We start from the raw sequence: 14,334 nt of genomic DNA on the forward strand, positions 1-14,334 counted from the left end.
AAGGTTACCTCCTTAACTTCGGATCGAGTGCGTCCTGTAGCCCGTCACCTAATACGTTAAAAGCAAACATAGTAGCTGATATGAAGAAAGCAGGAAAGAAAAGCCGCCACCAGTGTCCTGAGAGAATGGTACCCAGAGCATCATTAGCCATAACTCCCCAGCTGGCAAATGGAGACTGAATCCCCAGCCCGAGAAAACTTAAAAAGGCTTCAGCAAATATAGCTGTAGGTACAGTTAACGTCATTTGAACAATAATTGGTCCCATCGTATTTGGGAGAAGGTTTTTTCGGATGATCCGCTTTGTTTTCGCTCCAAATGACTGGGAGGCGAGCACAAATTCATTGTGCTTGATCTGCAGCACCTGCCCGCGTACAATTCGTGCCATTCCTACCCATCCAGTAACCGTTAATGCTACGATTATGGTTAATAAGCTTGGCCCCATAACGACCAGGAGCAGGATAACAACGAGTAAGTATGGCAAACCGTATAGAATTTCAATAATACGCATCATCACGCTGTCTGTACGGCCGCCTTTGTAGCCTGATATCCCTCCATAGGTAACCCCTATAAAAAAATCAATTAAAGCCGCCATCAGCCCAACAAACAAGGAAATGCGTGCTCCGTACCATGTTCTCGTAAACACATCCCTGCCCATATCATCCGTTCCAAACCAGTGGGTGGCGGAAGGAGCCTGGTTTTGGTTGGATAATATTTGATCAGAGACAGAATGAGGGGAGAGGATCGGCCCGAAAATCGACATCAGCCCGAGAAAAATTAGAAAGACGAGTCCAGACATGGCTAATGTATTTTTTCTAAGACGGCGCCACGCGTCCTGCCAGTAAGATAGAGAAGGACGGACGACGGTTTCTGCTTCTTTTTCATCTCGTTCGATAGGTTGAAACCAATCATCAGGTATATCTTTTTCTTGAGGTTTCTTTTGTTTGGTTAATGGAAGCAAATCACCCACCTCCTTCATCGTGAAGTTTTATTCGTGGGTCCAATAACCCGTAGGCAATATCAACTAAGAACAGCATAAAAACAAGAAAAGCACTATAGAATACGGTCGTGCCCATAATGACAGGGTAATCCCTCTGATTTATACTTTGGACAAAATATTTGCCCATGCCTGGGATAGCGAAGATTTTTTCGATAACAAAAGTTCCGGTAAGAATTCCGGCCATCAGTGTCCCTAATATAGTGACAACGGGCATAAGGGCATTTTTTAAGGCATGCTTCACCACAACTTTAACAGGAGAAAGTCCTTTGGCACGCGCTGTTTTAATGTAATCCTGAGTTAATGTTTCAAGCATACTCGAACGGGTAAGACGTGCGATGATCGCCATGGGTCCTGTAGCAAGCGCAAGGATAGGAAGGACCATGTGGGCAGGTGAACTCCAGGTTGCTGCAGGGAAGATGCCTCTGTTCACAGCAAGTTCCTGAATCAGCATTGTAGCAAGGACGAAGTTTGGAATCGAGATTCCAAGCACCGCAATCGTCATGGCAATGTAATCGATCACTCCATTATGTTTCAATGCCGCAAATACGCCGAGGGCGATTCCTGATACTATAGCAACTAAAATCGTCCAGATTCCAAGTTCTGCAGAAATGGGGAATCCCCGTCCTAATAGCGAATTCACCGTTTCAGTCGGTTGTTTAATCGATGGCCCGAAATCAAAAGTAGCGATCGATTTTAAATAAAGCCCATACTGTACAATTAAAGGTTCATCTAAATTGAAGTGGGCTTCGAGGTTTTGCTGAACTGATTCATTCGTTGTCCGTTCCTCGTTTAATGGTGAACCAGGCAGTAAATTCATAAGAAAAAAGGTTAAAGTCGCAATGATTAATACGGTTACGACCATTAGTACGAATCGTTTCATTATGTAGCGAGCCATCTGTGGTCCCCCTTAACTAAATGTTGTCCGCATGGCAAGCTCCGTCATCACGAGCATAGCCTGATAGGCTTCCAGTATATCTTTTGCCTGAAATGAAACGATAGTAGAATTGGGTTCAAGTTGTGTTCCAGGCATCAAGTTCGCCCATTCTGCCTGACCATAGTTTGCAAATTCAATTCGCAGCATTGGAGAAGGCGGCGGGGTTAACGGTTTGATATTGTTTAAGTTATGTATGGCATCAACGGTTTTAGCCTGCAGCAGTTCTCCTGCCTTTTTCGGGGACAAGGTTTTTACAGACGACCTTGAAATGCTTTCTTTTACAGGGGCTGTCACTACATTTGAAATAAGCTGTTTTGCCTCATCTGCTACACGGTCATCGCCTGCGACCATGATTAACGGGACGTCGTAATATCCGGCTACATATGCGTTTAATCCTAATTCACCTACGGCTGTATCGTTTATGTAGAAGTTTCGCACCCCAAATGTCATGGAGTGAGACATAACCCCTGGTTGATCAGCACGGGCATGATAACCCAGGAAAATAGCCCCGTCACAACTATCATCAAGTCCCTGGACCATTGAATAAGGCTTAACATCTCCTGTAATAAGGAGGGCTTCAGGATGCAGCTCGTCCACTAGAAGGTTATTCATTTTCGAGTGACTATCGTTTATTAACACTTCAGTGGCTTCCAGATCAAAAGCGGATTGAATCACGGCATTGGCTTCATTGGTCATAATTCTTCGAGCTCGTTCGTAGTTATGTTTGTCGGAATCAACAAAAGTCGCGTCAGGTAATCCTGTAATTCCTTCCATATCGACAGATAGATAAAGCTTCATGTTGCTGCGCCCCAATCTTTATGTAAAATTAGTAATTTTCTAATAATTCTATCAACATTTAACAAAAAAGGCAATCTGAATTGAAAAAATATGACGAGAAAACGTTGTTAGTAATGAAAAAGTTTTTTAATGTGTTATTTACGTTGTCTGGATACGGCGGAAAATTCCTTCCTAAATGGATCGTTGTGAAAAGACAGTACCACCGTTTCAGAAAATATGATTTAGGGAATAGATTTGAGGTGAGCAGCTTAAGCTATAGATAGCTCACAGTTTTATTTACGGTGAGGAGGAGCGGCCGTGCTGTTTTCAGGGACCAAAGTATCGGACCTCTCTAAAACGTCAATCATCATTATAGTAGTGGGATTATTAATTGTAGGTAGTGGTGCTTACCTTTTTACGGAAATTGGCGATGAAGTTCTAGAACAGGAGAAATTCGCAGTAGATGCTGTAGCATCAGATATAGTAAACGAAAGACAGTCCCCCTGGCTGTCAACTGCTATGGGATGGATTACAGAAGCAGGTTCCGTGAAAGTGATTACAATCCTGTCTATCATCTTATTTGCATGTTTACTGTTCGCGGTGCCTATAAGCAAATGGGCAGCTGTCTATTTCGCTGTCAGTATGATAGGGATCAGCCTCCTTACTAAAGGATTAAAGGCATCATTTGGACGTGAAAGGCCTGACTTATTAGAACAATATGACGGAACGGGGTTCAGTTTTCCAAGCGGCCACACTACTGGATCGGCCGTCTTTTATGGATTTATGATTTACCTGGTCGTAATTAGTCCTTTGTCGAAGACAGTTAAATGGCTTATTAACGGATTATTAATACTTGTTATTTTATTGATCTCACTAAGCCGTGTATATTTAAGTGTCCATTATTTTACCGATATACTCGGAGGACTAGCATTAGGGTTCTCCTGGCTGCTTATATGTATTGCTGCATTGGAAATTATGCTTTGGCGGGGAAGAAGAAAGAGTCTGACGAAATAACAGAAGGGAGATGATGTTATGCTTTATATTTTAGCCATATTTCTGCCGCCCCTGGCTGTATTATTTACAGGACAATTTGGAAAAGCCTTATTAAACCTGTTACTTACAATGATTTTCTTTGTTCCGGGGGCCATTCACGCCGCTGTGGTGGTCAAAGATCATTACGATAAAAAGAAAGCACATTAGGCCTAAGCCCAATGTGCTTTTTTAAGTTCTATCTGCAGCTTTGTTTTGTACTTAAACTCCACGTTTGTTTCCCCATAATAAGGCGTGAACCTGAGGGAGCACCCTAACATGATTGAGTGAAGAGGAGTCCATAACTTTGTCGATAAGCCACTCATATTTTGTCAGCAGATCCGCAGCTAGCTGCTCCGGTTGTTCCTCTGCTAAATCGTCATTACCAACTTGGAGGAAAAACGGAATATGAGGGTAACGCTGGTGAACATATTCAGCGTATTGTAAGTCCTCATCGTTAAAAATGACAACCTTTAAGCTGGTGTGATCAAGACGCTCGAAATCACTAAGTCGATTTAAGATATCATCGAGCACTTCCCAATTCGTTTTAATCTTTGAACTTGGCGGTTTTGGTGAAATTGTTAAATCATCAATTTCTGTAAACCAATCCTGCCAGCGGCTTCCCTGAGTCTCAAGGGCAACTTCAATCTGATGCTCATGCAGAGGTTTAATGAGTTCGTGTAAATTTTTCAGTAAAGCGGGGTTGCCTCCTGAAATTGTAACGTGGTCAAACTTATCGCCGCCGGTTTCGCGAAGGTCATTTATAATCTCATCTGCAGTCATCCTCCTGACTTCTTCTTTTGCACTTCCATCCCAGGTGAAAGCAGAATCACACCACGCACAGCTGTAATCGCATCCTGCTGTACGAACAAACATCGTTTTCCGGCCGACGACCATTCCTTCACCTTGAATAGTTGGACCAAATATTTCAAGCACAGGGAACTTATTCACTTTGCATCCACTCCCTGCGCACTTCGGCATAACTGGTAGGAGTTTCGTAAAGTTTTACGAATTCCACCCGGTAATCCTCACGTTCATTACTTAGTGCTTCCTGCATTTTTTCGTAAATCCAAACCACCATATTTTCTGCGGTGGTGTTCATGTTCGGCAGGGTATCATTTAAATATCGATGATCAAGGTAAACTTCAATCTTCTCTTTCCAGATTGATTTGATATCGCCAAAATCTATCACGAGACCGATATCATCTGTATATCCGCTGATTCCAAAGACTACCTTATACGTATGACCGTGAAGGTTTTTACATTTTCCTTCGTAGCAATGGAGGTGGTGAGCCGCATCAAATGTGAATTCTTTGCTAACGAGAACCCGTTTGTTGTGATACTTAAGCTCATGCTTTTGAATATCTTCGTTTATTTTCTGTAAGTTCTCAACAATGGTAAACCCAAACACTATTCAGACACCTCGGCTTTCTGCTGAAGGTAAGTTTCTAAACCATTTTGACGGAGTTTACAGGCAGGGCACTCCCCGCAGCCGTCCCCGCGTACCCCGTTATAGCACGTAAGCGTATATTCTCTGACGTAATCAAACGCATTTAAATCATCAGCTAATTCCCACGTTTGGGCTTTATCAAGCCACATTAAAGGAGTATGAACGACAAACTGATCATCCATAGAAAGGTTCAACGTGACATTAAGTGATTTAATAAATACATCACGGCAGTCTGGATAACCGCTAAAATCTGTCTCACATACGCCGGTAATAACATGTTTAGCTCCGACTTGCTTAGCTAAAATGGTAGCAAAAGATAAGAAGAGCAAGTTTCTTCCTGGAACGAATGTAGAGGGAAGTTCTCCATCTTCTCCATCTTTGACTTCAATATCATCCCGGGTCAGCGCATTGGGAGCCAGCTGGCTGAGTAAAGACATATCAAGCACGTGATGCTTTATATTTAGATCGTTTGCAATTTCTTTTGCTACTTCAATTTCCTCATTGTGACGCTGGTTATAATCAAATGTCACTGCTTCAACTTCTTCGTATTTATCGAGGGCCCAGAACAAGCAGGTTGTACTGTCCTGACCGCCGCTGAATACAACGACTGCTTTATTATTATCCATAAAAAAATTCCCCTTTCAAGGATGAAAAAGAGAATTCCAGTAACCCAAAAACATAAAAAAACCGCACCTAAGGCAAGGTCCAGTTCCATCCTTAGTTTTTTATAGAGGGTGTAGCTAGAACCTCTCCTGCTTCTACTGCAGACTTTTATTTATTTCCTTAAAACATTATAACATATAGTGATTTGAGTAAAAGACTTCTAATTAAAAAATTTGATTCATATATAAGTCTGTGGTCTTAGAAAAGTTAGGTCCCAGGCTCAGTGTTTAAGTAACGCAGGAAAGGTATGATTAAATCATAAAAAGTTTTCTCGAAATTTTCAATACAATAGATATCAGATAAGCTATAATAATTGTTGTACTGTAAAAATATAACATAATTATAATTATTTTGATATGGGGAGGTTATTTTGTGAATTGGTTAAGGTTTATCGTAAACAGAAAAATCCTGGTTGGTTTAATGGTTGTTTTAATTTTAATGGTAGGCAGCTATTCTTTGCTTAAACTGGATCAGGAGCTGATGCCAGACGTTACCATGGATGGCGCATACATAGAGATCTACGCGGGGGACACATCAGCCATTGAAGTCGAACGGTCAATTACAACACCTTTGGAACAGCAAATGACAGGGGTGGAAGGCGTAGAGGACATCAACTCTACTACCAATATGGGAAGAAGCTCTTTTCAACTTACCTTCGAACAAGGTGAAGGGGATGAAGTCTATAAAGAGGTCGAATCCATAGTTAATCAGACCGCCTCTGAAAATAATGTGATAGACGAAGTTGAAGCCGGTCAATATGCAACCTCGCAGGGATATGAATTTTATATGGATGTTTCCGGCGGAGACGCAGAGGAAATGAATAAATTTGCTGAAGAAGTGCTGGAGCCAAGGCTTGAGAGCCTTCCTGAAGTCCGTGATGTGGCTGTATCCGGGCAGGCTGAAAATGAGGTAACGATAGAGTTTGATAGAGAAGAATTAAATGACCGGGGTTTAGACGTTAACCAGGTAATGGGATCAATTGAAGAAGCTAATAGTGAATCAACACTCGGGGAACTAAATGAAGAGGATAAAACTGCCTCACTCCGCTGGACAGCACAGCTTAGCAGTATCGATGACGTAAAAGAAATTGAGATTCCATCCGATGAAGGTCTGGTACCTTTAGAGGACTTGGCTGAAGTGTCCGTACAGCCAACAGAAACATCGTCCTTTGTTTGGAAAAATGGCACAAGCGATTTTCTTTTTATAGAAGTGGGGCGTGTTTCGGAGGCTACCCAGATTGAAATGGCTGAAGCAGTCAGGGGAGAGGTACAGGAAATTCGTGATGAAGGTCTTGTTGATGGATTTGAATTAAATGAAATGGTAGCTCAAGCTGATTATGTAGAAGAATCTCTGGATGGAGTAACTACAAATATTATTATTGGTGGAATATTAGCGGTTATTATCCTGCTTCTCTTTTTAAGAAATATAAGAGCAACGTTTATAATAGGTCTCGCCATTCCAACATCTATTTTACTTACATTTGCATCTATGTGGCTGTTTGACTACAGCTTTAATATTCTAACGCTGATTGGTCTCGGGTTAGGGATTGGAATGATGGTAGATTCCTCGATTGTTATTCTGGAATCCATTTATAGAAAGAAAGAATCAGGTTTACCAAATATGGAATCCGTATTAGAAGGAACTAAAGAGGTTGCAACGGCTGTTATTGCTTCTATGCTTACAACAATTGTAGTATTTCTTCCGATCGGTTTACTCGGCGGTGAGACCGGGCAGTTTATGATTATGCTGTCTGTAGTTGTTGCCATTACGTTAATCAGTTCCGTGATCGTATCATTTACAGTGATCCCCTCCTTATCTGAGAAATTTCTTAAATTAAGAAAATCGGGCAAAGCGAAAAGGGATAGCAGGATCATTAATAAGTATAGTAAGCTGGTCGGCTGGGTAGTCAAAAAGAAGCGTCATAGTTTTGCGGTAATATCAATATTTGTACTTATGTTCGCAGGTTCATTATTTCTGGTGACCAAAGTACCAATGACAATTATGCCTGACATGTTTAACCGTTACTCTGAATTAATGGTTGAGTTAGAGACTGGTTTAACAAATGATGATAGAGAAGATATTGCCCAGGAAATGAATGAGACACTGTCTGACATTCAGGATGTTGAATCAAACTATGTGATTGATATGGGCGGAATGTTCTATACGATGATTAATATGACAAAAGATGAAGAAATCACCCGGGAACAGGATGAAATAAATGAAGAGATACTGAAATCACTTCGGGAGCTGGAAGACGATCAGCCGGTTAACTCTGTTGAAAGTGTGATGTCAGCAGGGGGAAGCGGCGCTCCAGTGCAGGTTAATATTGAAGGTGAAAGTTTTGAAGAGCTTGAAATGATTTCTGATCAGTTCACCAAGGAACTTGAAGGGATAGACGGAATAGTAGGAGTTACCAGTTCGAATGAACGAACCTCAATTGAACAAGAAATTGTACTCCAGGAAGATGAAATTGAAGATGCCGGTCTGACTAAAACACAGATAAGACAAATTATAGAGCAAGCGTTTATGGAAATTCCTTTGGGTGAAATAACTATAGAGGAGGAAGATGTCCCTCTTACTGTTAAATGGCAAAATGAAACTGAGTCGGAATCTGCATTGATGGACTTAGAGGTGATGACACCGGATGGAGAAGAGAAGTTATCCAGCTTTATTGAATTAGCTGAAATCGAGACTCCAAATGAAATCACTCACTCCGATGGGGAACGTTATGTCTCGCTTACAGCTGATATTGAAGATACTGATTTAGGGACAATAAACCGAGAAGTTCAGAAGCTTATTGATGATTACGAGACTCCGGCGGGATACAATTTATCCGTTGCAGGGGACCTTGAACAGCAGCAGGAGCTGATTCAGGAAATGCTCATCATCTTAGGGATTGCGATCTTTCTCGTGTACCTGGTCATGGCTGTCCAATTTAACCATTTAGCTCATCCACTAATCGTTATGTCAGTTATACCGATGACAATTGTAGGAGTGATCTTAGGGCTGTTTATTACTCAGCGTGAATTAAGCATTATGTCCGGGATGGGGGTCATTATGCTGATCGGGATTGTGCTCAACAATGCGATCTTGTATATTGACCGTACAAATCAGCTGCGTCAGCAAGGACTTGGCGTGGAAGCTTCCCTGGTTGAAGCTGGCAAGAATCGTATACGTCCTATATTTATGACGAGTTTAACGACAGCAGCAGGTATGCTTCCGTTAGCGTTGGCTACTGGTTCTTCAGGGAATTACCAGGCCCCGATGGCTACCGTAATTATTTCAGGGCTGCTGTTTGCGACAGTAATTACTCTGCTTCTCATTCCAGCTGTATATCGTTTGTTTACAAATGCAAGAATTCGATTCTGGAAATCAAAGAGTAAGCAGAAAGAACGCCTTGAAGAGAAAGAATCAGTAAGCTAGATTGAGATACGAACCCTTACAGCTGCTAAGGGTTCGTTTTTTTACGTACAATAGAAACATAAGCTCTTTTGAAAGGTTTTTAGTAAATGTTAAGACAAAAGGTCAGTAAAGATTATAATTTAATTTATTTCTGGAAAAAAGAAAAAGCTGGACGAAAACGTATAAAGGAGAATGAAAGATATGACTGAGAAATGGTTAGAGTGGGCGCAGCAAATCCAATCTACTGCCCAGGCAGGGCTGACGTTTTCAAAGGACAAGTTTGATCTAAAGCGGTATCGTCAACTGCTCGAATTAAGCGCAGAAATAATGTCTTCCTATTCCAGTACTTCTATGTCTACTGTTATGGATCTGTTTCACAAGGAAGAAGGTTATCAAACTCCTAAGATTGATGCCCGTGCAGTTATATTTAAAGAAAACAAAATATTGCTCGTTCGGGAAAAGGTGGATGGAAAGTGGGCTCTGCCCGGCGGTTTTGCGGATGTAGGAGTATCTTTAACGGAAAATGTAATTCGTGAAGTGGAAGAAGAGACAGGATACAGGGCTTCGTATAAGCGGCTGATCGCTGTTTTAGATTATCTCAAGCACCCACATCCGCCTCAGCCGTATCATTACTATAAATTCTTCCTTGAATGTGACGTCACTGGTTCTCCTGCTGATCAAACGTTAGAGACAAGTGATGTGCAGTTTTTCGAAAGAAACGGCTTGCCTGAACTTTCACTAAATCGTAATACAAAGTCACAGATTGATCTCTTGTTTCAGTATTTAAATAATCCTTTTAAACAGCCTTACATAGATTGATAGGTAAAAATCATATAACGAATCGTTGTCGCGGCTCTCGAAGCATCCCAGAACAAAAAGCACCCTTAGCCCGGAGGTTTGATTTTTTCCTGCAGCAGATAGATAGGGTTCATTTCTTTACTTCTAAGACTATCTAACGGCCCGAGGCATATAGTCTGTATAAAGGGGCGTGAGAACATGGTATACATGTTTGATAAAGAAAGGTTTATTGAAGATACGACTCTTAGTGTCAGTGTAAAAAATAAAGGACTGAATTATGGGTTAGGAGCCATAGATGGTATACGGGCTTTTTGGAACGAGGAGCAAAGTCAGCTTTACGTCTTTCGACTGGTCGATCATATTAACAGGTTTCACCGCTCCTGTGACAGCTTAACTATACAAGTACCTTATTCTCAGAAAGAGATGTATAACCTTATCTTAAAACTTCTCGTAATAAATAATGTGACCCAGGATGTATATATACGGCCTATTTGTTTTAAAGGGGAGTCCACACTTCGTCCTAATTTAAGCGATCCGTATAACCGCTTATCCATCTACCTGGATTTTACGGAGTATGAAGCAAAGCCGTATTTAAAGGTGTGTCTATCTTCCTGGACTAGAATTGGAAGTAATGCCATTCCTCCACAGACGAAGTCTAGTGCTGGTTATTTAAATTCCGGACTTGCGATTCAAGAAGCGGAATCTAATGGTTTCGATGAAGCGATATTTTTAACGGAAGAGGGGCACGTTAGTGAGGGAGCTACAGAAAATGTCTTTATTGTTCGTGGCTCCACGCTTGTTACGCCGCCGGTAGCTGATGATATTTTTCCCGGCATTACTCGTAATACTGTATTTCATATTGCAGCTAAAGAGCTCGGTTTACCAGTTGTAGAACAGAGCTTTACTAGAATTGAGCTTTATGAAGCTGATGAAGTTTTCTTTACAGGCACAGCTATAGGAATTAAGCCTGTAATAGAAATTGATCATCGAGTGATCGGTACTGGAAAAACAGGGATAGTGACACGGAGAATTAAGGAGTTGTATGAGCAGATGATAAGAGGAAACCTTGCATCGTATTTGAACTACTCTACTCCAGTCTATGAATGACGGATAAATAGGTTAGAAGAGATGAACGATCTAATAAATTATAATAAGAACTAATAAAGGAAGAAGGAAAGAACAAAAGGACTTAAGGAAGAACTGGTTTTATCGGTAAAACTGGGGATAAGAATTTAAACCTAACTATGAGACAAGAAGTGTAAGCGATGTTTAAACTCCTTTAAAATAAGAAATAGATAAGTATGAATCATGGAATAACTGGAGGAGGAAATGATGAGGTACCTTGTCGTGTCGGATATTCATGGAGATATTAACAAGTTTGAGCGCGCTCTGGAAAAAGCTGAGTATCAACCCGATAAGGATCAGCTGATTTTGCTGGGAGATTATGTGGACCGTGGTCCTCATTCGAGGGAAGTAGTTAAGAAAGTAAAACAGCTTGTAGAAAATGATGGGGCTATCGCGTTGAAGGGTAACCATGATGATTTGTTTATAAGGGCTGAATACGAAACGGAAGCTATGGAACTATGGAAAATAAATGGAGCCTCGACCACCTTTCAGTCATACAGGGGAAATATTGATGAGGTGAAGTATGATCAGGAGTGGATGAGAAGTCATTTAATTCTGTATTACGAAACACAGGAATATATTTTTGTGCATGCTGGACTGAAGCCGTTTACTCCTCTGGAAAAACAGGAAAAACATACGATGTTATGGACAAGGCATACTGAGGAAATAGGACTTGGAAAAACTGTAGTTCACGGTCATACTCCTGTTCCGGATATTGCTTATTATGAAGACCAGATCAATATTGATACAGGGGCGGTGTACGGTGGAAAGCTTACTCTCTTAGAACTTCCATCTCACGACGTCTATACGGTGTAAAGGCACGCTGATCCACTCGCGTGCCTTCTTTCTATTAAAAAAGAATTCACCTATAAAGACTTTAACGGTAAGAATAATTGCGTATCTTATAGTTCCTGATAGACACAAGTAGTTGAGGGATGGGATTTGGTCAGTTTAATACACAGAGTGTTGAGATCTTCATTTCTTATTGACGTTAGAAATAAGGAATTATATAATTAAAATACAGAATAGTTTGACAATTTCGTTTGTTTTTTCCTTTTCTTAAAAGCGGCGGATCAGTTTTTTACTACAAAGTCTTAAGGAGGAATCAACAACATGGAGCAGGACCCTAACAAAGGTACCACCCGCAGAAGAAAAAAAGACCGAGGAGGAAAAATCGTCAACAGGGCTGGATCAGAATGTAGGTGGTCTGCTTGCGTACTTGCTTGGAGCTGTGACCGGAATTATTTTTTTGATTATCGAGAAAGAGAATAATTTTATCCGTTTTCATGCGATGCAGTCAGTGCTTGTGTTTGGCGGGCTGTTTGTAATCGGCATAGTTGTCAACTTCATTCCAATTATCGGCATTTTAATTAACTTAATCATTGCTCCTGTTTCGCTTATTTTGTGGATTATTCTGATGATCAAAGCTTACCAGGGAGAAAGGTATCATTTAGTAGTGGCTGGTAAGATGGCAGAGGAGCAATTAGAAAAATTCAACTAATATATATAAGCTGTGCAGCCCAATGGCTGCACAGTTTTTATGAAAGCCTCTGCCAACTTTCAGGGAGAAACTTCTAGTTACATCTCCTGCATTTCTGAATGAGGGGCTTGTGTTTTAAACAATTTTTTCATCTCATATAATGGGATATTCCTTCCTTTGAAAGGTCCACACCAATATACACTAGTGGCATTTGAAAAAGAAGTTTAGGGTTAATAATGCAGGGAGGAAGGGAAAGTTATCAGAAAGATACTTCCAGAAGGTGGATGATAACGTAATGGCTGCAAAGTATATGAGGCAATTGGATAAAATGGGAAGGGTTGTTATCCCTAAAGACATTCGAGATGAACTTGATTTAAAAGGAAATCAATTAGGGGTGTATGAAATCGGTAATAACCACGGGTTAAAAATAGTGAAGGAGGAACAAAAAGAAGAAGCCAAAACTTTGGACCGTTACGGCCGGGTGGTTATACCAATCGAACTGAGGCAGAAACTGAAATGGCAAGAAGGCAAACAGGTAGAAATTAAAATTGTTAATGAAGAGGTTATTATCAATGATGATCTTCAGGGATGTGCCATTTGTGAAAGGGAGCAGTCTCTTCTCCAGGTAAAAGGAAAGTATGTTTGTGAGGAATGTCTCGGGATATTAAATACCAGAATTGTCGATCGGTGGGCAGTGGTATTTCACAACTTATTGGGAAAGTATCGCGAGTACGGCAGAAACGCACTTACTTTTAAAGATCCAGAAGACATCCATCAAGCCCGGGTATATGGACGCCGTTTGAAAGCTATGCTTTTATTTATAAATGTGTCCCGTAACCATCCTCTTTTGGCTCCACTCAAAGAAGCTCATAAGCTTTTAGGAAATGTTAGAGAACTTGACGTTTTTCTTAGTGAATTTATTGAACGGACCAAGCTTGAAGAAAATAACAAATCACTCTCTGTATATGCTCAGTTGCAGGAAGTAGTGGCAGATAACAGAAAGAAACATAAACAAAAGCTTGAAAATAAGCTCCCAGAGATCATAAGTGATCATTATTACGGCCTGTGGGAAGAATTTATAAAAGATGAACTTCGACAATACGTGGTTCCTTTATCCGTAGAGCAGCGTTTAAGCTCCAAGGAACAATCCTTTCAAAAAGCTGTGGATGAGTTTGAGGAGGCTGTACGGAATTCCAGTAGAGATTCCGGGGAATCACTTGATGCATTACACAGAGTAAGGATTGAAGCCAAATACCTGCGCTACGTTTGCAGGTATCTTAATCAAATGTTTGAAGACAATTATAAAAAGCAGGCTGACTATTATGAAGGCATTCAAGACCAACTTGGGGTTATTAATGACCTGAAAGATTGGCTGAAGATAATTAACAAACATCAGAAACGGATAGATGCAAAGAAGAAGCATATAAAGTCGGTTAAGTTAAATCTAAAGAATGAATTGGCCGGACGAGTGGAAGAAGTGAATATAATGAAGATTGCTGATAAACAGCTCTGATTCCTATGAGGCCACTGAAAAAGTCCTTTCTAAACGAATCGCTTATCGGTGGATGCTTGCCGCGGGCACGGACTCAGTTAAGTTGGCCAAGAAGATCGCTTGACCAAGTGGATCTTCGGCTCGCGCTGTTCCCGCGACGCACCGGACGTGCTAGTGTCGATGTTGG

General features: G+C 40.9%; 14 protein-coding genes and 1 riboswitch. Of the genes, 8 read left to right on the forward strand and 6 right to left on the reverse strand.

The genetic code is table 11. From position 1 onward, the window contains the following. Positions 1–4: 4 nt before the first annotated feature. From C1A12_RS18545 to C1A12_RS18555, 3 genes are read right to left on the reverse strand one after another with little or no spacing between them, the layout of a single operon-like run. Positions 5–958: an ABC transporter permease gene (locus C1A12_RS18545; RefSeq protein ID WP_373420488.1), complete on the reverse strand. Its 954-nt coding sequence runs from the start codon at positions 956–958 to the stop codon at positions 5–7. Between the two features lies 1 nt (position 959). Then, positions 960–1,892 carry an ABC transporter permease gene (locus C1A12_RS18550; RefSeq protein ID WP_101846298.1) on the reverse strand — a complete coding sequence of 311 codons (933 nt, stop codon included), beginning with the start codon at positions 1,890–1,892 and terminating at the stop codon, positions 960–962. A gap of 12 nt (positions 1,893–1,904) precedes the next feature. Next, positions 1,905–2,729: a M55 family metallopeptidase gene (locus C1A12_RS18555; protein WP_101846299.1), complete on the reverse strand. Its 825-nt coding sequence runs from the start codon at positions 2,727–2,729 to the stop codon at positions 1,905–1,907. Positions 2,730–3,026: 297 nt separating this feature from the next. Here C1A12_RS18555 and C1A12_RS18560 point away from each other — a divergent pair, with 297 nt between their 5' ends. Both C1A12_RS18560 and C1A12_RS18565 read left to right on the forward strand, forming a co-directional pair. Further along, positions 3,027–3,722, forward strand: coding sequence for a phosphatase PAP2 family protein (locus tag C1A12_RS18560; protein ID WP_101846301.1), 696 nt, complete (start codon positions 3,027–3,029; stop codon positions 3,720–3,722). Between the two features lie 18 nt (positions 3,723–3,740). Then, entirely contained in the window at positions 3,741–3,908 is a 168-nt protein-coding gene (locus C1A12_RS18565) for a YqaE/Pmp3 family membrane protein (RefSeq protein ID WP_101846303.1), read from the forward strand. A 51-nt stretch (positions 3,909–3,959) separates the two neighbouring features. Here C1A12_RS18565 and queE read toward each other — a convergent pair whose 3' ends face one another. From queE to queC, 3 genes are read right to left on the reverse strand one after another with little or no spacing between them, the layout of a single operon-like run. Further along, the gene (gene queE / locus C1A12_RS18570; protein ID WP_235001660.1) at positions 3,960–4,688 is read right to left on the reverse strand and encodes a 7-carboxy-7-deazaguanine synthase QueE; all 729 of its coding nucleotides are present in this window, start codon (positions 4,686–4,688) and stop codon (positions 3,960–3,962) included. Next, positions 4,681–5,148, reverse strand: a complete 468-nt coding sequence (queD, locus tag C1A12_RS18575) for a 6-carboxytetrahydropterin synthase QueD (protein WP_101846307.1) — start codon at positions 5,146–5,148, stop codon at positions 4,681–4,683. The genes queE and queD overlap by 8 nt, the downstream gene beginning before the upstream one ends. Further along, positions 5,148–5,813: a 7-cyano-7-deazaguanine synthase QueC gene (gene queC, locus C1A12_RS18580; protein ID WP_101846309.1), complete on the reverse strand. Its 666-nt coding sequence runs from the start codon at positions 5,811–5,813 to the stop codon at positions 5,148–5,150. Before queC ends, queD begins: the two co-directional genes overlap by 1 nt. A gap of 85 nt (positions 5,814–5,898) precedes the next feature. Beyond that, positions 5,899–5,943, reverse strand: a riboswitch (PreQ1 riboswitch). A gap of 279 nt (positions 5,944–6,222) precedes the next feature. Between queC and C1A12_RS18585 the strand changes: the two genes are divergently transcribed. From C1A12_RS18585 to C1A12_RS18610, 6 genes are all read left to right on the forward strand, one after another. Then, positions 6,223–9,273, forward strand: coding sequence for an efflux RND transporter permease subunit (locus C1A12_RS18585; protein ID WP_101846311.1), 3,051 nt, complete (start codon positions 6,223–6,225; stop codon positions 9,271–9,273). Positions 9,274–9,453: 180 nt separating this feature from the next. Further along, positions 9,454–10,071 (forward strand): NUDIX hydrolase, encoded by a 618-nt coding sequence (locus tag C1A12_RS18590; protein ID WP_101846313.1) that lies wholly within the window; start codon positions 9,454–9,456, stop codon positions 10,069–10,071. Between the two features lie 177 nt (positions 10,072–10,248). After that, positions 10,249–11,157: a branched-chain amino acid transaminase gene (locus tag C1A12_RS18595; RefSeq protein ID WP_101846315.1), complete on the forward strand. Its 909-nt coding sequence runs from the start codon at positions 10,249–10,251 to the stop codon at positions 11,155–11,157. Between the two features lie 222 nt (positions 11,158–11,379). Continuing rightward, positions 11,380–11,991, forward strand: a complete 612-nt coding sequence (locus tag C1A12_RS18600) for a metallophosphoesterase family protein (protein WP_101846317.1) — start codon at positions 11,380–11,382, stop codon at positions 11,989–11,991. 403 nt (positions 11,992–12,394) lie between these two features. Further along, entirely contained in the window at positions 12,395–12,676 is a 282-nt protein-coding gene (locus C1A12_RS18605) for a DUF4870 domain-containing protein (RefSeq protein ID WP_306417021.1), read from the forward strand. Between the two features lie 274 nt (positions 12,677–12,950). Then, on the forward strand, positions 12,951–14,168 hold the full coding sequence (locus C1A12_RS18610; RefSeq protein ID WP_101846320.1) for a CHAD domain-containing protein: 1,218 nt from the start codon (positions 12,951–12,953) through the stop codon (positions 14,166–14,168). Positions 14,169–14,334 lie beyond the last annotated feature (166 nt).

This window comes from Halobacillus sp. Marseille-P3879 (genome assembly GCF_900240285.1).
Classification (GTDB): Bacteria; Bacillota; Bacilli; order Bacillales; family Halobacillaceae; genus Halobacillus_A.

Excerpts from the sequence above, each read along its gene's own strand:
- C1A12_RS18610 (WP_101846320.1), top strand. The coding sequence starts at position 12,951 with ATGGCTGCAAAGTATATGAGGCAATTGGATAAAATGGGAAGGGTTGTT.
- C1A12_RS18595 (WP_101846315.1), top strand. The coding sequence starts at position 10,249 with ATGGTATACATGTTTGATAAAGAAAGGTTTATTGAAGATACGACTCTT.
- C1A12_RS18565 (WP_101846303.1), top strand. The coding sequence starts at position 3,741 with ATGCTTTATATTTTAGCCATATTTCTGCCGCCCCTGGCTGTATTATTT.
- C1A12_RS18555 (WP_101846299.1), bottom strand. The coding sequence starts at position 2,729 with ATGAAGCTTTATCTATCTGTCGATATGGAAGGAATTACAGGATTACCT.
- C1A12_RS18590 (WP_101846313.1), top strand. The coding sequence starts at position 9,454 with ATGACTGAGAAATGGTTAGAGTGGGCGCAGCAAATCCAATCTACTGCC.
- C1A12_RS18550 (WP_101846298.1), bottom strand. The coding sequence starts at position 1,892 with ATGGCTCGCTACATAATGAAACGATTCGTACTAATGGTCGTAACCGTA.
- queC (WP_101846309.1), bottom strand. The coding sequence starts at position 5,813 with ATGGATAATAATAAAGCAGTCGTTGTATTCAGCGGCGGTCAGGACAGT.
- C1A12_RS18600 (WP_101846317.1), top strand. The coding sequence starts at position 11,380 with ATGATGAGGTACCTTGTCGTGTCGGATATTCATGGAGATATTAACAAG.